Source organism: Bacillus sp. AK128, from assembly GCF_053903075.1.
Genome location: NZ_CP096379.1, coordinates 2,120,979 through 2,138,282, shown reverse-complemented (window position 1 = coordinate 2,138,282; position 17,304 = coordinate 2,120,979). Strand labels below are relative to the sequence as shown.

Here is a 17,304-nt window from a genome sequence, read left to right as displayed (position 1 = left end):
AATATATTTTAGTAAAAATTGGGTGTACAAAATGATCGCATATTAAAAAAGAACCCTTATATAAGAGGGTTCTAGGGTAATCTTCCTTCATTTAAGATATTTGACCAGGTCTCTCCGTAATCCTTTGTCATCCACACATTTCCATCAGCTGTAGAAAAACTGATTTCTTCTTCATTTAATGGATTAACAGCTATGTATAAGATCGAATCTCCTTCAATTCGCGGTAGTTTAATTTCCGTCGCATCATCCGATTCTAATGATTGTTCGAGAAGTGCTTGTTCATCTCCATCAACCATTATGTACAAGATCGATTCATCCTTTATATACAAGGCTCCTACCGGAAGCTCCATAGAAATTAGAGAAAATGAATTTCCTTTATTATGGGAAAGATAAAGTCCTTCAGGTGTTGAAATCCCAACAATTTTTGAAAGCTTTGGATGTGTGGCAATAGAATGTGTTGATAAAGGTGGAAGGCCATCAAGTTGACTTTGCTCCCATACATTCCCTCCATCTGAACTGTAAAACAAACCCGTGCCTATTTGACTATTTGGTGTTGTATTAACAATGTAAACACTTTGTGTGAAATAGCTAGCTGATAAATGATGAAAGTCTGATTCTCCATAAAAATTAATTTTTTCGAGAGTTCTACCGAAATCCTCACTTTTCATTAATCCGAGTGGATTCTCTAAATCAGAACCCTCTGCAGGATGACCACTGCTATAGAATCCTGTTGCGGTTGCCTGAAATCCCATAAAATCATGTTGATTGTCAAGCGTCTCATACCATTTCCCATTAGAAAAAACTTTAATTCCATGATGGGTAGCAATAAATAATGCATCTTGATTATTCGGATAGCCTAGTCCATGTAAGTGTGTGACAGGCTCAGTTAGAGGTTGAAAAAATTCATGACCTGCAAAATCAATACCAATAGGTTTCGCATCCATTTTTCTATTTTCAAAACCTTGATCTTCTAACGAATCACTTTCCTCGTTACTGTTATTCCCGTTAGCTGAAAAAAATAGCAGTAACACAATTCCTAATCCTAGAAAGAATACGATATATTTCAATTTGAACACTCCAAATGATTAAATCTGTCCTTTATATATTATTTCATATACAAAATGAATAAACAAATAGAACTTTTCTTAATTCAAAAAACCCCTCGACATAGGTCAAGAGGAATTTTTGTTTATTTATAACTCCTGTTGTTTTAATACAGGCTCTTTAATGACAGTTTTTGAGTGTTTCACGGAGAAGTATGCAACTAACGCAAGTGATACTGTACCAAACACTAAAACCATGTAATGGAAACCAATTGTATCTAAGAATAAACCTGTTGCTAAAAGTACGACCTGAAACATAACTCGATCTAACATATTTTTAAACGAGAAAAAACGACCATGGAAGTCCTTTGGAATTTTCGTTTGGAAAATGGTTGCCGCAATTGGGAAGAAAAATCCAAGCGCAAACCCAAATACCGCAAATGAGACTAATGATAAGATTTTGCTATCTGCAAAAAATAATGAAAGCTGTGTTAGAGCAACGATTGTAGTAAAGATAAACATGAGTGAAGTTGGATTATATCTCTCAGTAATTCTCTTCACTAAAAATGCACCAATCATAAAACTAATTCCTTCAGCTGTATAAATAAGCCCCTTAATCGTTGAATCGTCTTGTAGTTCACTAATCTCAATGACCATTAGGTTAAAACCACCAAGAAACAACATCGGAATCACTGTTAAAATAAGCGCCGTCATCGCAATTGGTATTCCTTTTAAAACCGGAATCACTTCTTTAAAGCTTGCTGACTTTTTATTATTCTTCGCTTTTTGATTCACTGTATCTTCGTCAATTTTTAATAAGAACGTTGAAATCAATAGAAATCCATATGCAATAAACGAAGCAAGATAAAGAGAATATAAACTAATGATGGCAAGCATTGCTCCTGCTAAGGCTGTGCCAATAATTCTTGAAATCGTCGTTACATTCATATGTGCACCGTTCATCTGCAATAAATCTTTTTCAGCAACAACAACCGGTACTAATGCCTGAATCGTTGGGAAGTAAAAAGCTGCCGAGAGCTGAATGGCGATCATAAAAACTACCATCCACCAAATGGATTCAAATTGAATCGCTAAAAACATAAATAAGACACTAACCATCCTTCCAAATCCAGCGTATATTAATACCTTCTTCTTGCTTGCTGAGTCTATTATTCTACCTGCTAACGGACCAACCATTACTCCCGCAAGTAAACCAGTAAATAAAATGAGAGCTTTAACAAAATCAGAAGGAACATGCTTTTGCATGAACTCTAAGTTACCAATAATTCCTGTCCATAATCCAATACCAGCAATAAATTCACCAGTAAGCAAGATCCAAACATTTCTGTTTTTCCACATGTGTTCTTTCCCCGTTCCTGTATACTTAGTTCTTTACTAAATATACCATCTTAAAAAGTATTTCGCCATACGAAAGTTTAACCAAATGTAGGTTTTGTGTTATAATTCATTTTGGTTTAATTATGTATTTCCTTAAGGAGCGTTTATGTACCAGACTGACAGCTTTAGAGAGAAAACAATACTGTTTTGTAAGATTATTTTTCCGATTTTAATTACCCAGCTTGGACTTTTTGCGATGAATTTTTTAGATATCATGATGTCAGGTCGTGCAGGCTCATCAGATGTTGCTGGAGTAGCCATTGGGTCTAGCCTTTGGGTTCCAATTTATACAGGACTAAGTGGGATTCTTCTTGCGATCACCCCGATCGTTGCCCAATTAATTGGCAGTAAAAAGAAAGACGATGTACCTAACACAGTAATGCAAGGAATGTATTTAGCGACCATTATCCCCTTTATCATTTTCATAGTTGGAGCTTTAACTCTGAAGCCCATTTTACATGCTATGAATCTTGAACCAGAGGTTAGTAGAATCGCCTATCATTATTTACTAGGCTTATCCATTGGAATGATTCCATTATTTATGTATTCGGTTCTTCGTTCCTTTATGGACGCGTTAGGTCAAACGAAAATGACGATGTTTATAACACTATCGTCACTTCCCATCAATGCCATGTTTAATTATCTGCTTATTTTTGGTGAATTTGGATTCCCACGCTTAGGTGGAATTGGTGCGGGATATGCATCCGCGATTACCTATTGGTGTATATTCGGTATAGCAATCTGGATGGTGGCAAAGAAGTCTCCATTTGTTGAGTATCAAATTTTCCGGACCTTTTTCCGAGTTTCCTTTGCAAAATGGAAGGAAATACTTTTAATTGGAGTACCAATCGGGTTTTCGATTTTCTTTGAAACCAGTATATTTTCGGCGGTTACTCTCCTAATGAGTGAATATGATACGGTTACCATTGCCGCCCATCAAATTGCCTTAAACTTTGCTTCATTCCTTTATATGATTCCTTTAAGCATTTCAATGGGTCTTACCATATGTGTAGGATTTGAAATTGGTGCAAAGCGAACGAGAGATGCTAAGCAGTATAGCTATATGGGTATTGGTCTCGCACTTGGCTTCTCCATCATAACCGGAATTATTCTCATATTATTTAATGATGTGATTGCTACTATGTATAGCACGGACATGGCCGTCATAACCCTTGCCCAGCACTTCCTGATTTACGCCATATTCTTCCAGTTATCTGATGCAGTGGGTGCACCGATTCAAGGAGCATTAAGAGGATACAAGGATGTAAATACAACATTAGTCCTTTCTCTTATTTCATTTTGGATCATCGGTCTTCCATTAGGTTATGTACTCGCAACATACACTGACTTTCAAGCCTTTGGCTACTGGATTGGACTTAGCTCAGGATTAACCGCAGGAGCCATTTTGTTATTTTTAAGACTCCGCCATATTCAGAAAAAGTATGATAAGAAGTTAGTCCATGTGGCAGCTGAGTGAAGTAAGACAAAAAAATAGCGAGGTTTTATAAAAGGCGTGGATTCCCCCGGTAAGGGATCCACGCCTTTTTGAATGTATGAATCTTGAAGGGCTTTCATCTTGCTTATGAAGGTATTTTTGGCTTTGGTTTGATCTTAAAAGTCCTTCATCTTGCTTATGAAGGACTTTTCTGGCTGTGGTTCGCTCTTAATAGTCCTTCATCTTGCTTATGAAGGACTTTTCTAACTGTGGTTTGCTCTTAAAAGTCCTTCATCTTGCTTATGAAGGACTTTTCTGGTTATGGTTTGCTCTTAATAGTCCTTCATCTTGTTTATGAAGGACTTTTCTGGCTGTGGTTTGATCTTAAAAGTCCTTCATCTTGCTTATGAAGGACTTTTCTGGTTGTGGTTTGCTCTTAAAAGTCCTTCATCTTGCTTATGAAGGACTTTTCATTACCCGGCTGAACACCATTCACGGTTCAATTCAGCTCACAAAGGGTGTTCATTAACCCGATGAACGACCGGTCTCGGCTCAATTCAGCTCACAAGGGCGTTCATTACTCCAATGAACGACCGGTCTCGGCTCAATTCAGCTCACAAGGTCGTTCATTACTCCAATGAACGACCGGCCTCGACTCAATTTAGCTCACAAAGGGCGTTCATTACTCCGATGAACGACCGGTCTCAGTTCAATTCACCCAATAAGGGCTTTCATTTACCCAATGAACGACCGGCCTCGGTTCAATTCACCTCAAAAGGGCGTTCATTACCTCGATGAACGACCGGCCTCGGCTCAATTCAGCTCAAAAGGGCGTTCATTACCTCGATGAACGACCATCCACGGTTCAATTCACCCAATAAGGGCGTTCATTTACCCGATGAACAATCGACCTCGGTCGATTCAGCTTAAAAAGGTCCCAATCCCCTCTATTTCTTCACTCTAGACATTGTTAGTCCATCACCAATCGGAACTAAAATCGATTCTAAATGTGGGTGATTGGCCACAATCTCGTTGAATTCCCTCATAGACTTAGTGGAATGTCTTAGTTCAGCATCTGGGTCAGCTACACTACCACGTGAAAGAACATTATCAGCCATAATTAATGCCCCTGGCTCAGCTAGTTTAATGCAGTATTCTAAGTAATGCTTATAGTTATCTTTGTCAGCGTCGATAAAGAAAAAATCAAATTTCTTATTTTCATTTACTAATTTTTCAAGGCTTTCCAAAGCAGGACCTGTTAAATATGAAACCTGATTTCCAAAACCCGCCTTTGATAGATTGTTATGTGCTAGCTTTGCATACTTCTCTTCTAATTCTAGTGAAGTTAACTTTCCTTCTTTTCCAAATCCTCTAGCTAAACAAATCCCGCTATAACCGCCAAGTGCTCCAATCTCTAACACATTCTTTGAACCTGAAATAGCTACGAGCATGGTCAGTAATTTCCCTGAGGAAGGTGAAACGGATATCGATGGCATTCCGTTTTCTTTTATGGTCGAGATGACTTCCTCTAATAAATTGTCTTGTAAAGAAAAAACGGAATCTATGTACGAATTAACTTTTCTCATTTTCTATAACCCCATTCTAATCTAAAATTAAATACATTTTCCAATAGATGACAACAACTATTAATTACAAACTGGCTCAAGTCAGATCTGTTTCATCTCTTTTACTACGTGGCTCTACTGCTTCATTTTCTTGGATTTCAAATAATTGACTGAATTCGTTGATGACCATGTCAATAGCTTTTAATTCTCCTACTAACACTTGATTAATAGATTGAAATTCTGGTTGATCTAGTTGCTGTCTAATCGTCGAACGTTTAAGGTGTAACATTTCTAAAAAAGCAATGGCCCGTCCCCTACGAAACGTCTTTGGCCCATGATGGTGTATGCGATGGTCTCTCTTTCTTCTACGATCCTCTCGTCCTTCAATATGAACATCTTCCTCCTCGTGCCTCATAATTCACCCCCTCTTAAAAAAATCTAACTTAATCAAATTGTATACATTTGTATACATCTAGTCAATTACGAAGGTATATTAGGTTAATTACATAAATTGCACACAAGTTCCCATATAAATCTAGTCTTTTAATATTGTTTATATTTTTTTAAACTTAGTAAGAGGATAAGCTATATTTAAAAAATCTTCTGAAAGAAGGTCCCATATGAAACTTGATTCGCCAAAAATCCCATACGAATTATCTTCCATGAATTTTCATGATATTTTTTATGAAGAAGATCCCGAGCTTGAAATGGGGAGCATTAATGATTCCAATTTTGATAATGAAGTGTTACATAGAGTTCGGTTGTCTAAAATGATCATTAAAAATTGTAAGTTTAATAATACTGATTTTAATCGAATCGACATGACCGATGTCATTTTTGAGAATTGTGATTTTTCAAATGCCAACTTAGGTAGTGCTACCATTCACAGATCGATATTTAAGGACTGTAAATTATTGGGAGTAGACTTAACGGAATCTCGATTTGGTAACGTTGAGTTTAATCAATCCTTGCTCAACTTAGCTGCACTCGGTAATTCAAAATTAGAGAAAGTCATATTTAAAGAGTCTTCTCTAGTTCAGTCAGATTTCTATTATTGCCTATTAAAAAAGGTTGAATTTAATACTTGTAACCTGAACCAAGCTAATTTTGAGAAAACATCATTAAAGGAAATTGATATTAGTAGCTCTACTTTTGAATCACTTACCGTTTCACTATCTGATCTTAGAGGGTGCAAAGTATCGACCTTTCAGGCCATTCAATTTGCTTCTTTATTAGGCTTAGTCATTATTGATTAGCTATTATGAACTCTTACATTGAACAAAAGCAAAAGACCAAATCATATTCGATTTGGTCTTTGTCCTCTTAAAACTACCTTGCTTGGAAAGCACGAATATCTTGTATTTCTTGCTGATGATCTTCTGTTGGGGTTTCTAAAATAAATGGAAGATCTCTAACCTCGTCTGACTTTACCAATTGTCCGATATGTTCGGGATCTATTTTTCCGGTCATAATTTCTGCATGACGATCCTTACCAGAATTCTCTTCATATTTCGAGTTATTTAAATGGACTACCCGAAGATGTGAAAAATAGTCTAGATCATTACCTTTTTCCAAAAACGGGATATGCTTCTCCCCTGTCCATACACCGCTAGCAAAAGCATGGCATGTATCCAGACAGAAGCCGATTTTCTCAGGGTATTGGGTTAGGCTCCTGACCTGAACTTGCTCCTCTATTGAGGTACCCATCGTTCCAGGTTTACCTGCAACATTCTCAATTAAAAGCATGGCTTTCCCTTCCCATTTTGATAATACTTCATTCAAGAGACTAATCATCAGTTCATACGCCTTTAATGGCTGGGCAGGATCAATTTGAGACCCAAAATGAACAACGACCCCGATGGACCCACATGCTTCTGCTATTTCTAAATCGTTTAATAGAGAGTGGACGTTTAATTCTCGTTTATCGTCTGATGGTGTTAGGTTTGTTGGATACGGGGTATGTGCAACTGACTGAATCTTATACTTCTCACAAAATTCCTTACATAACCGTGCATCCTCTTTATTAAAATCCTTAATCGTTAAACTCCGCGGGTTTTTAGGGAAGTACTGATACGCATTCGCACCTAATTGATAGGCCACCTTCGCAGCCCCTAGATATCCCTCTCGAATACTAACATGACAGCCTGCTAACAATTAAATCACCCCATTATTAATGGGTTTATATTTACCAGAATCAATCTTCTTATTCAAAATGAAATATAATACACCCGTTCGGTTGCTAATTAATTAATTTCTAGATGTTCAATGTTTAAACATTGATAAGAATATTCCGTAAATGTGTTATTCTATGGAAGACTAATTCAACTTCCCTTTAGTGGAAGAAGCCTATATATATTGGTAAATGAACTTATACATATAATTAGTATATTTCATAAACTTTTTTGTACGGGAGGATCGTTACTATGTCTAAGAAACTAATAATTTTCTTATCTATTATTTTGATTTTATTTGGTGTCTATCTAATCAATTCAGCATTAAAAGATGATGTTCAAGAAATTCAAAAGGTTATCTACACATTAAATCAACCCATGACGAACATTGCTCACATTGAATTTTTAGATAACAATCTAGCAATTGGTTTTTATGAATGGGGTAATCACGAAACCCTCCATTTTGGAAGTGCTCTCCTTAAGAAAAACCTATTTGGTTGGCAACTTGTGAGTAGTAGCACTAGTGAAATTTCACATGCATCTAAATTAGATTGGGGGTTTTCGAACTTAGAATTTCATTTTTCAGACTATACCGATTTAATCAGAGGGAAAATACTTGATCCTCAAATAAAAGAAGTGAATGTTAAAACTAATGTTGGAACTGATTTTAGAGCCAAGATCATTGAATATAACAATAACGAGAAGTTTTGGTTTTTAGTTACAAATGGAGAAGACCTTGTAGGCTCGACTATTACAGGTTTATCTTCAGACGGCGAAATAATTGAACAGATAACACAATAACTTATATCTCTTTTCCAACGGCAGCGTTTCTAATTAACAGAAACGCTTTTCGTACAGACTTTGAACTAATATTAGTTCATTGATAAGTTTATAATGTGATTTGATACACCGTCTCCTATTGCTTGAATATGTAAATGGTCATGAAGATCAGGTATATCAATTTTCCAAGTCAAAGAAAAGTCATGATCGTATTCGTTTTCCTTAATGTCATATCCTATTAGTTTTCTTTCTGCCCATGTTTGAGTACCAGTAGGGATTAGCCAAAATAAAACGGTTTCCGTGTTTGCAGCTTTAACCTCAAAGGTTATTTCCTTAGTCCCTTTAGGTATCTGTATCCAATTTCCATCATTAGGATAGTCTGTACTAATACTTAATACCTTTGGATTAGGTGGTTGCGAAGGAGATTCTTGACTAATATTCAGTTGAACTGCTGTTAAGATATTTAGAGCAAGTAATAACTTTAATATCATTGCTTTCACCTCAATAGGTAGTATCTACTTGATAAGGTTCGATATGTGTTATTCAAAGTAAAGGGAATTAGTTGTTGATCAGCAGTCGTCAATTTTGCTAACGAGAGTTTAGTGGAGATAAGCCTCCCAGTATAATTAATAATTTTAGGTCACACAATGTATTAAAAAGAGGTGTGGCAAATGAGAATTATATATATCAATGTTATTCTTTTTTCAATATTATTTGGGTGTTCAAACAACACAGATTTATTTGATTTTGCTCAACTTGGAAAGGAACTTGAAAAAGCAAAAGTGAAATTTAGCATAATTGAAAATAACGAAAAAGACCCATTCTTTTCGGTTCCACCAAATGTGATTGATGTAGAAGGAGAATATATTCTGATATATGAGTATCCAACAAAAGGTGATATGGAAAAAGATGCTTCTGCTATTCATCCAGATGGGAATATTGGAAATGCTTCAATTAGTTATATATCAGACCCTCATTATTTTAAAAAGGGTAACATTATTGTTCATTATGCAGGCAAGAATAAGGTGATTTTACATCATTTAGAGAAAATCTTCGGCAACCAATTTGCTGGTCGTTGATGTGTTCTTATTGAACAAACGGTGGGTGTGATGTAAGAAGCCAAAGCAAAAGAATCAGAAGGTTATGATAAGCAGTTCCGTTTTGAAGTACAAAACACAAAAAAACATTCACTTTCAGGTAACGAATTCAACTACCAAACAACATAAAAAAACCATAACGGATAATTATTCGTTATGCTTTAAAACTTGTACTTTCAAGTTCATAATTTACTCAAATTTACAGTATAAGGAATCTATACCTTATTTAAAATTTCAAGAACTCCTTCTCTTTTTTCCACTCTAAAATTTCTTTTGCAACTGTCTCAGGTTTATCCCAGTGAATATTATGCTTGGTGTTTTTAATCCCAATTATTTTTACATCTTTAATACTATTTTTTATTTTTTGTAATGCCCTAACTATAGAAGAATCGTTCTCTGGCATGGTTGCATGAAACAATAGTACAGGACATTTGATACTATCAAATGTAGTGGAGCAGGGTTCTTTATAAAATGCCTTTATGGTTGAAAGAAGACTAAAACCATCAGCCTTCAATTCGTATTTTCCGTTGATTTTATTAAAGTTAGAGCAAATAATAGAATCAAGATTTTTGTCCCATTCCTTTGTTGTATATTCTTGATAAGTTTTTACTACTTCATCCCATGAGTTATAATTGGATGATTTAATATAGTTCTCCCAATCTATAAGAGCTTTTTCTTCTGTCATTCCTTCTACATTTTCAGGAAAATTATACCCACCATCAATTAGAATGACTCCTTTTACTCTCTGCGGAAAAACTTTTGTATAATTTAGTGCAAGATCTGCTCCCCAAGAATGTCCCAAAATATAGAAGGGCTTATTGACAATAGGGGTTATAACTTCATCCATTCTATTTGCTAGTGAAGAAAACCAATAATCCTCTTCATTTATTAATGGTTCCGTTTCTCCGTGACCTGGGTTATCTAATAATATGAAATGGAAGTCTTTACTAAGAAATTCAATAATTCCTAAAAAGCTTTTTGCGTCACCTGTCATCCCATGTAGACAAATAAGAGTTGGGTTTTTCTTGTCACCAAACTCATATCCATGATATGTATGATTGTTTTTAGTTATTTTAAATTCGTTCAAGCAAACGCCTCCCTTGTAAACTATTTATATTAAAATTATTTATTATCTTCTAACTCTATTTCAAATCGTCTTGTAAATATTTTTAAGGTAATGCTTTTTTATATTGCTAATTCGACTATCAAAACCAGAGTTAATTTGCCTACCAATTTAAATTTTCTCCCTCTCAGCCGAACGGATTACTGCGAGAAAAGATGCAATTTTATTTCACTTCAGGAAAAACAACAAATTCTTTACTTACGATATAGGAAGTACCTCCTGCACAGCCTAGTGCAAGAAAATCATCCTGTCGATCAGATACGAAACAGTTTTGGTCCATGTCGATTTCAACTGGTTCAACAGCCTGTAGTTCGTTAAATAAACCAAACTGATAAACAGGGGTTCCCTTTTTTAAGAAAATAGGTTGGGATACCAGGTCTTGTATTTCTGTTGTATACAGCTGAGTATCTATTTCTTTGATCCACCCCTTCATATTGATGGGGGTATCAAACACTGGTATGGTGACATGTAGCCACACTTCTCCATTTACATCTACAAAATCATGTACTTCAACAACCGTATTAGGCTGAATCTGATTAAGCTGCTGTGATTCCTTATTAGGTAGGATTAATAATGGAACCTCTTTTGGAATAAATCGATGAGACTCTTTTATATCTAGATAGGTAAAAGTGAGCATATCCTGATTAGATGGTACTTGACTAGCTTCCTTCCTTAATTGTTTATTTTCTTTTTCTAACAGATTTATTTTGCTACGTAACTGATCACGTTCTTCACGTAATTGGCTTAATTCATCAGATGAACAGCCAGAAATAACAAAAAGGATGAAGAAAAATAAACATAGTCTAGTTTTTCTCAGTCTCATACTCTCCCCCACATCACTTATTCATTTTGTATCCTCTAACACGATGTCTTGATACAATCTGTTTAACTCATGGGTAAACTCCCTACTAGAAAATGATACTGAATACTCACCATTTGTCAGTTTTTCCTTAAACTCTTCCAAACGGTCAATTACCCAATTTTCAACGAATGAGTCGAATTCGATTCCCTCAAGCACACCTTGTTTTTTTAAAGAGATAATACTAGAAATTTTAAGTCTTACCCTGTCTTCCTTAAGCTCATGGAGTAGTTTCTCCATAAGCAACGGCGGAAAGCGATCGTTAGAAAACAGAAAGTCACATACCAATAATGGTCGAATGACATTAAGCTGCAACTTGATGTCATGTCTATTTTTTTGTAACAAGGAAAAATTGGTGGTGGCCATGTTTAAATAATGATAAAGCAAGGGCTTCTTATCAAAGTAAGATTGATGCATTGAGTATAACTTTTCCTTGATTTGAAAACAGTTCACATACTCAACAGGACTATGGATCCATTCAATAATTGAAGGGTTTTGTTTCCGAAGAAGACGAAGTGCCTTCCCTAGCTCCCATCCTACACATTCAAGATGAAGCGAGCCTTTCTCCTCTATCGAATCCTTCGGTGTATCTAGTTCTAGGTACTTCCTGAATGGATAAATATATAAGAAACGTACATCATAATCACTTTCATCATGATGTGTTCCCCAAGTTCGACTTCCCGCCTCACAGGCATAAATAATCTGAACTCCATATTCCCTTTCAATAGCCTTCAAAGAATCATCAATCTCGTTTTTCATAAGTTCACCGCTTTTAAATCGCTTTTTTGCCTATTTGGAAACTTCTTTAATGAGAGAGAGAATAGGGTTAACTGAAAAATCCCCTTCATATTTCTCCATGTTTGTTAAGAATTGATCCTTATTGTCTAGTACCTGTTTTAATGTTTTCACTAGTTTTTCCTTGGTAAGCTTCTCTTCCTGTAGAACCTCGGCATATCCTGCTTTTTTAAACGACTCAGCATTGATAATTTGATCCCCTCTACTCTGCTCCTTTGTTAAGGGAATGAGGACCATTGGCTTTTTCAACGCTAAAAATTCAAAGATGGAATTAGAGCCTGCTCTAGAGATTACAATATCTGTCATCGCTAACACATCAGGAAGCTCATTCGTTAAATATTCAACTTGCTTATAGCCCTGTTGGTGAAGAGAATGCTTTACATTCCCTTTTCCACAAATATGAACGATTTGAAAACGTTCTAACAGCTCTTGGAGGCCTGCACGAACCATTTCGTTAATTTTTTTAGAGCCGAGGCTTCCTCCCATAATAAGGAGAACTGGTTTCGATTTTAGAAACAGGTAGTCTTTCAGTCCTTTTTCTCTACTCCCCTTAAAAATCTCTTCTCTCACGATCGCACCAGTATGAACGACCTTACCGGATTCTTTTATATGTTTAACCGTGTCTTTAAAAGTTACGCATACCTTTGTTGCAAATGGAATGGCTATTTTATTGGCAAGACCAGGTGTTACATCTGATTCATGAATGATTGAGGGAACTTTATTTAACTTTCCAGCCAAAATAACAGGAACGGATACAAACCCACCCTTTGAAAAGATAATAGACGGTTTCAACTTTCTTAAAATACGATAAGCCTGAAGCGTTCCTTTTATCACCTTGAAAGGATCTTTTACATTTTTCCAATCAAAATATCGTCTTAGCTTTCCAGTAGCGATGGGATAGTACGTCACTCCGTCAACCTTAGAAATTAACTCCCTTTCAATCCCATTCTCGGAACCGATGTAACTAATTTCCCAGCCTTCTTTTTTAAAATGTGGAATTAACGCTAAGTTTAAGATGACATGACCTGCTGTTCCTCCACCTGTAAAAACCATTCTTTTTTTCATTATGTATAACCTCACTTGTTTGTAGACTTCTTTTCGCTATTTTTTTACACTCTATCTACATTATATAGGGAAATGAGGAAGTTTAGTTTAGAAATATGAATTTTTAAAAAATCCGTTTAGTGACCAAAAGAGTACTCAACGTAAGAGTACTCTTTTCTGGCCATTTATTTCCCTATAAACATTTGTGTCCAATAATTGCCTTCAATATGTCCTACTCCGATATGTGTGAAGCTTTGACTTAGAATATTTTTACGATGTCCTTCACTGTTCATCCATGCTTGTACTACTTCTTGAGGTGAACGTTGACCCATCGCAATATTTTCACCAGCTGTTCGGTAGCTAATCCCGAACTGTTTCATCATCTCAAATGGTGATCCATAAGTCGGACTTGTATGTGAAAAATATCCTTTATTGAGCATATCAGATGACTTCGCTCTAGCAACCTCACTAAGCTTTGTATCTAGGGTTAATGCCTTTAGACCGTATTTTGCACGTTCCTGATTGGTTAAAGTGACAACCTGCTGCTCAAATTGACTAATAGAATAAGTATTTGTGTTTTCCTTTACCGTTTCAGGTTGCGTTTGTACCGGTGCTTGATTAGTAGGCTGTGAGACTGGTGGCTGATCAGTCGTTACTGCTTGTTGTTCCTTAGACACTTCTTGTTGTTTTTCTTCGACTGGCTCTTTGACAATGGTCTGATTACTGTTTGTACGTTGATTGGATGGTTGTGAGTAATAGTACTTGAACATTTTTTGGACAAACTCATTCCAATTTGAAAGGGAAACCACATAACGAGACTGAACAACTGATGTCTCTGCATCCTGATGTTGGGCTGCCCCAGCAGTTGGAACTGCGATCAGGACTGTCCCTGCTACCACTACCGACAATAATGTCTTTTTCAATCCAAAAACCTCCTCGTTTTAGAAAACTACTTTGTTACGGGTACATCATAGCACGAGGTTTTTGTAATAATTTTGGTCAAATCTACCATTCTATGAAATGGTATTTATGATAATTTCCTGTTTTAGTCAAAAAAACTAGAATTACTATACTTTTTTTAAAAAAATACCTCAAGAAGCAAAATTCCTAATTTTAACCATTCTTAATATATTTTACCGTTTTATACATATTGACATACTTTTAATACATAAAGAATTATGACAATTGTTAAAAAAAGATAACAGAGGTAACATATTTTTTACCAACAAAAAAACGCCCATAGGAGCGTTTATAGTTTGAATCGAAACTTGATAATGCCTGCTTGTTTTAATGTTTCATAAATAATTACAACGACTGGACCCAGTATTAAGCCTATAAATCCAAGGACCTGGAAGCCTAAATACATACTTACTAATGAGGCAATAGGACTGATCCCCATATTGGTTGAATACACTTTAGGCTCGATTACTCTTCTAACCACAGTGATGACTAGGAATAAAATGAGTAGACCAATACCTGTATCCTGCTGATTGGTCATAAAACAGTAAACTGCATAGGGAACTAATACTGAGCCTGTTCCTAATACTGGTAAAATATCTACAAAAACAATCACGATGGATAGCAGGATTGTGTATTCAACATTTAGTAGTAATAGCCCAAAATAAGCTAATACAAAGGTTAATAAGCTAAATAGGAGTTGTGCCTTTAAAAAACCAATACCCGCTTTATTTAACTGATGATACATGAGAAGAAATTTATCCCTAGTTTCATCAGAGAAAAACGAAAGTATTTGAATCTTTAGCTTTCGTAGGTCTAAACTAAATAGGAAAAAGGCAATTAAATAAACCAATATTTCAATTAATAGCTCCGGTATCGTCGTAACAAATAAAAGAATAGATTGTGTAATAGTAGATGTAGCACTCAGGATCGAATCCTCTAGTGAACGGAAACTTCCTTCTATTGCATCAATTACATCTTTCGGAACCGTGGCTGAGAATACCTCCCATTGGTTCATATATAAAGCAATGATTACATTTAATTTAGCTAGTAAGAAAGGTAGATTCTTTGAAAAGTATAAAAATTGTTCGACAAGCTGTGCAAACACTAAATAACCTAAAAAGCCTGTTACAGATAAGAATAAAATAAATACAATGACCACTGAAAGTACTTTTTTTACCTTCCAGCGCTTCTGTAGGAACAATACCAGAGGCTCAAACATAATCGCAGTGATCAATCCAAGTATGATTGGTACACTCTTTGGAAGTAAGTAAATCGCTAAAATGAGAAGTAAAAGTATCACCGCGAATTTTTTCATGATTGCTCCTGTCTTTCTTAACCGGTTTATATAGTGAACTGTTTATTGTATAGATTGTTCCTTGCGTAAAAATCCCTTAGGAATAAGATGGAGCTATAAAGAAAGTTGGTCTTTCTACTCATTAATCAGTAACTTATAAGACTGGTTGAACACCCTATCTACTTCACGAAAGAAACAACGTTTTAGAAAAGAGCCATATATTAAAAGTAACCTTTTCTAGTACAGCTTTTCAAGTATAATTATCGGCATAAAACAAAATATTTTGTGTCTTTTTTTCACTTTTCATAAATATGTACATAAATTAACCCTAGTCCTATAATATATCCAAAAAAACCCGCAAAATTTGCGGATTTTAAGATAATTGTTCTAACTCTTCTATATATAGCTTTATAATTTGCAGCTGATCCTCTTCTGGAATTGAAGAGTGAGTGATTCTTTTTACGGCCAGATAAAACTTTTTATGTGGAGTCGTTCTTGTTCGTGGATGAGATAACTCATCCTTTAGATCAGTTATAATTGCCTGCTTGATAATATGACTGGCCTCTTCTTCCTCATTAAATCTTCTATTCGTCCATAAAAGCTTGAATGAGTTTAATAATTCTTCATTTGATTTAGTCATTAAAATGATACGTCCAAAATGATTCTGTTGATAACCATTTCTTTAAATCTTGATCTCCCGCTGCAAGCTTTTCTTCCAAACCATTCATCATCTGGCTCGTTTGACTTTTATGGGCAGCTAAAGCAGCAATCTTGTTCTTTGTTACTTCTTCAATATTAATCGAGATGTCTGGTTCTCCCAGCTCTTCTCGGCAGTTTTTCGAAAATGCCATGGCATAAACAGGTGGTCTCTCATCCTTTGGTAACCTAGATACCGCAAGGATTGTAGCAGCCCCACAAGCATCGTGATCTGGATGAACAGCATAGCCAGGATAATGTGTAATAACTAATGATGGACGGAGCTCTTGTAATAGCTGAAAAACGGTATCGGCTACATCTTCCGTTTTTTCAAATTCCAATGTCTTATCACGATATCCAAGAAATCTTAAATCTTGAATGCCCATTGCCTCACAAGCTTCCTCTAACTCCTTTTTACGAATGTTAGGTAATGTCTCTCGATTAGCAAACGGAGGAATTCCCATGTTTCTACCCATTTCACCAAGTGTTGCGCATGCATAAGTTACAGGGACACCTTTTTTAGTATGTAGAGAAATAATTCCTGCTGCCCCAAAGGCTTCATCATCTGGGTGAGGTAATACAACTAATATATGTTCCTTCATTTGTTTCACTCCTTATTCAAATGGTGTTAAGCTTAACTGAAAGGCTACCGCAAGCTTTCCATCTCCATCATGACCGGCGACCAAAAGTCTGCCAAGGTCATCAATTTCCCAATCAGTTAAACCTTCAGCGTAAATCCATCCTAAATCCATCTTAAGACCTACACGGTATGGGCCATCTCCCGTAATCTTGCCATGTTCAAATTCAATTTTCCCATTACGGATATATGCACCTACTACCATCTTTTCATGTAAATGACTTGCATAAGCACCATTGGTTGTTTCTAAATGTAAAAATACGGGCTTGTTTGCAAACTGATCAATTGCTTGTTGAACTTTTTCTTTTATAATTGGTTCCATCTTTCGATCCTCCATATTTTTATGTATGTATTCAATCATACAAGGACACATTAAAATTAGTAAATCTTAACAAAGGGTGAGAATA

General features: G+C 35.7%; 19 protein-coding genes. 4 read left to right on the top strand and 15 right to left on the bottom strand.

All coding sequences use genetic code 11. The features are described from left to right. Nucleotides 1–71 precede the first annotated feature (71 nt). Nucleotides 72–1,067, bottom strand: coding sequence for a F510_1955 family glycosylhydrolase (locus M1D60_RS10640; RefSeq protein ID WP_456279129.1), 996 nt, complete (start codon nucleotides 1,065–1,067; stop codon nucleotides 72–74). 126 nt (nucleotides 1,068–1,193) lie between these two features. Further along, nucleotides 1,194–2,402 carry an MFS transporter gene (locus M1D60_RS10635; protein ID WP_456279128.1) on the bottom strand — a complete coding sequence of 403 codons (1,209 nt, stop codon included), beginning with the start codon at nucleotides 2,400–2,402 and terminating at the stop codon, nucleotides 1,194–1,196. Between the two features lie 145 nt (nucleotides 2,403–2,547). On the opposite strand from M1D60_RS10635, the gene M1D60_RS10630 reads away from it, so the two are divergent. Further along, a complete protein-coding gene (locus M1D60_RS10630) occupies nucleotides 2,548–3,918 on the top strand; it encodes an MATE family efflux transporter (RefSeq protein ID WP_456279127.1) in 1,371 nt (456 codons plus the stop codon). Nucleotides 3,919–4,823: 905 nt separating this feature from the next. Here M1D60_RS10630 and M1D60_RS10625 read toward each other — a convergent pair. Beyond that, the gene (locus tag M1D60_RS10625; protein ID WP_456279126.1) at nucleotides 4,824–5,462 is read right to left on the bottom strand and encodes an O-methyltransferase; all 639 of its coding nucleotides are present in this window, start codon (nucleotides 5,460–5,462) and stop codon (nucleotides 4,824–4,826) included. A gap of 76 nt (nucleotides 5,463–5,538) precedes the next feature. Then, nucleotides 5,539–5,856 (bottom strand): hypothetical protein, encoded by a 318-nt coding sequence (locus M1D60_RS10620; RefSeq protein ID WP_456279125.1) that lies wholly within the window; start codon nucleotides 5,854–5,856, stop codon nucleotides 5,539–5,541. A 205-nt stretch (nucleotides 5,857–6,061) separates the two neighbouring features. Here M1D60_RS10620 and M1D60_RS10615 point away from each other — a divergent pair, with 205 nt between their 5' ends. Continuing rightward, complete coding sequence (locus tag M1D60_RS10615; RefSeq protein WP_456279124.1) at nucleotides 6,062–6,697, top strand: pentapeptide repeat-containing protein; 636 nt, start codon at nucleotides 6,062–6,064, stop codon at nucleotides 6,695–6,697. Between the two features lie 73 nt (nucleotides 6,698–6,770). On the opposite strand, the gene M1D60_RS10610 is transcribed toward M1D60_RS10615, so the two are convergent. Then, nucleotides 6,771–7,595 (bottom strand): deoxyribonuclease IV, encoded by an 825-nt coding sequence (locus M1D60_RS10610; RefSeq protein ID WP_456279123.1) that lies wholly within the window; start codon nucleotides 7,593–7,595, stop codon nucleotides 6,771–6,773. 269 nt (nucleotides 7,596–7,864) lie between these two features. On the opposite strand from M1D60_RS10610, the gene M1D60_RS10605 reads away from it, so the two are divergent. After that, nucleotides 7,865–8,413 (top strand): hypothetical protein, encoded by a 549-nt coding sequence (locus M1D60_RS10605; protein WP_456279122.1) that lies wholly within the window; start codon nucleotides 7,865–7,867, stop codon nucleotides 8,411–8,413. 71 nt (nucleotides 8,414–8,484) lie between these two features. On the opposite strand, the gene M1D60_RS10600 is transcribed toward M1D60_RS10605, so the two are convergent. After that, nucleotides 8,485–8,883 (bottom strand): hypothetical protein, encoded by a 399-nt coding sequence (locus M1D60_RS10600; protein ID WP_456279121.1) that lies wholly within the window; start codon nucleotides 8,881–8,883, stop codon nucleotides 8,485–8,487. A 180-nt stretch (nucleotides 8,884–9,063) separates the two neighbouring features. On the opposite strand from M1D60_RS10600, the gene M1D60_RS10595 reads away from it, so the two are divergent. After that, nucleotides 9,064–9,471: a hypothetical protein gene (locus tag M1D60_RS10595; RefSeq protein WP_456279120.1), complete on the top strand. Its 408-nt coding sequence runs from the start codon at nucleotides 9,064–9,066 to the stop codon at nucleotides 9,469–9,471. A gap of 244 nt (nucleotides 9,472–9,715) precedes the next feature. Here M1D60_RS10595 and M1D60_RS10590 read toward each other — a convergent pair whose 3' ends face one another. From M1D60_RS10590 to M1D60_RS10550, 9 genes are all read right to left on the bottom strand, one after another. Further along, the gene (locus M1D60_RS10590) at nucleotides 9,716–10,576 is read right to left on the bottom strand and encodes an alpha/beta fold hydrolase (RefSeq protein WP_456279119.1); all 861 of its coding nucleotides are present in this window, start codon (nucleotides 10,574–10,576) and stop codon (nucleotides 9,716–9,718) included. Nucleotides 10,577–10,775: 199 nt separating this feature from the next. After that, entirely contained in the window at nucleotides 10,776–11,435 is a 660-nt protein-coding gene (locus tag M1D60_RS10585) for a hypothetical protein (RefSeq protein ID WP_456279118.1), read from the bottom strand. A gap of 21 nt (nucleotides 11,436–11,456) precedes the next feature. Continuing rightward, the gene (locus tag M1D60_RS10580; protein WP_456279117.1) at nucleotides 11,457–12,230 is read right to left on the bottom strand and encodes a nucleotidyltransferase domain-containing protein; all 774 of its coding nucleotides are present in this window, start codon (nucleotides 12,228–12,230) and stop codon (nucleotides 11,457–11,459) included. Nucleotides 12,231–12,260: 30 nt separating this feature from the next. Next, nucleotides 12,261–13,331: an undecaprenyldiphospho-muramoylpentapeptide beta-N-acetylglucosaminyltransferase gene (locus M1D60_RS10575; RefSeq protein WP_456279116.1), complete on the bottom strand. Its 1,071-nt coding sequence runs from the start codon at nucleotides 13,329–13,331 to the stop codon at nucleotides 12,261–12,263. 164 nt (nucleotides 13,332–13,495) lie between these two features. Next, complete coding sequence (locus M1D60_RS10570) at nucleotides 13,496–14,233, bottom strand: CAP domain-containing protein (RefSeq protein ID WP_456279115.1); 738 nt, start codon at nucleotides 14,231–14,233, stop codon at nucleotides 13,496–13,498. 326 nt (nucleotides 14,234–14,559) lie between these two features. After that, complete coding sequence (gene ytvI, locus M1D60_RS10565; RefSeq protein ID WP_456279114.1) at nucleotides 14,560–15,585, bottom strand: sporulation integral membrane protein YtvI; 1,026 nt, start codon at nucleotides 15,583–15,585, stop codon at nucleotides 14,560–14,562. Nucleotides 15,586–15,937: 352 nt separating this feature from the next. Beyond that, entirely contained in the window at nucleotides 15,938–16,204 is a 267-nt protein-coding gene (locus M1D60_RS10560) for a hypothetical protein (protein ID WP_456279113.1), read from the bottom strand. After that, on the bottom strand, nucleotides 16,197–16,862 hold the full coding sequence (bshB2, locus tag M1D60_RS10555; RefSeq protein ID WP_456279112.1) for a bacillithiol biosynthesis deacetylase BshB2: 666 nt from the start codon (nucleotides 16,860–16,862) through the stop codon (nucleotides 16,197–16,199). Before bshB2 ends, M1D60_RS10560 begins: the two co-directional genes overlap by 8 nt. Before the next feature lie 12 nt (nucleotides 16,863–16,874). After that, entirely contained in the window at nucleotides 16,875–17,219 is a 345-nt protein-coding gene (locus tag M1D60_RS10550) for a YojF family protein (RefSeq protein WP_456279111.1), read from the bottom strand. Nucleotides 17,220–17,304: the final 85 nt, after the last annotated feature.

Coding starts and splice junctions, on each gene's coding strand:
- M1D60_RS10635 (WP_456279128.1), bottom strand. CDS start 2,402: ATGTGGAAAAACAGAAATGTTTGGATCTTGCTTACTGGTGAATTTATT.
- M1D60_RS10630 (WP_456279127.1), top strand. CDS start 2,548: ATGTACCAGACTGACAGCTTTAGAGAGAAAACAATACTGTTTTGTAAG.
- M1D60_RS10625 (WP_456279126.1), bottom strand. CDS start 5,462: ATGAGAAAAGTTAATTCGTACATAGATTCCGTTTTTTCTTTACAAGAC.
- M1D60_RS10620 (WP_456279125.1), bottom strand. CDS start 5,856: ATGAGGCACGAGGAGGAAGATGTTCATATTGAAGGACGAGAGGATCGT.
- M1D60_RS10615 (WP_456279124.1), top strand. CDS start 6,062: ATGAAACTTGATTCGCCAAAAATCCCATACGAATTATCTTCCATGAAT.
- M1D60_RS10605 (WP_456279122.1), top strand. CDS start 7,865: ATGTCTAAGAAACTAATAATTTTCTTATCTATTATTTTGATTTTATTT.
- M1D60_RS10600 (WP_456279121.1), bottom strand. CDS start 8,883: ATGATATTAAAGTTATTACTTGCTCTAAATATCTTAACAGCAGTTCAA.
- M1D60_RS10595 (WP_456279120.1), top strand. CDS start 9,064: ATGAGAATTATATATATCAATGTTATTCTTTTTTCAATATTATTTGGG.
- M1D60_RS10585 (WP_456279118.1), bottom strand. CDS start 11,435: ATGAGACTGAGAAAAACTAGACTATGTTTATTTTTCTTCATCCTTTTT.
- M1D60_RS10580 (WP_456279117.1), bottom strand. CDS start 12,230: ATGAAAAACGAGATTGATGATTCTTTGAAGGCTATTGAAAGGGAATAT.
- M1D60_RS10575 (WP_456279116.1), bottom strand. CDS start 13,331: ATGAAAAAAAGAATGGTTTTTACAGGTGGAGGAACAGCAGGTCATGTC.
- ytvI (WP_456279114.1), bottom strand. CDS start 15,585: ATGAAAAAATTCGCGGTGATACTTTTACTTCTCATTTTAGCGATTTAC.
- M1D60_RS10560 (WP_456279113.1), bottom strand. CDS start 16,204: ATGACTAAATCAAATGAAGAATTATTAAACTCATTCAAGCTTTTATGG.
- bshB2 (WP_456279112.1), bottom strand. CDS start 16,862: ATGAAGGAACATATATTAGTTGTATTACCTCACCCAGATGATGAAGCC.
- M1D60_RS10550 (WP_456279111.1), bottom strand. CDS start 17,219: ATGGAACCAATTATAAAAGAAAAAGTTCAACAAGCAATTGATCAGTTT.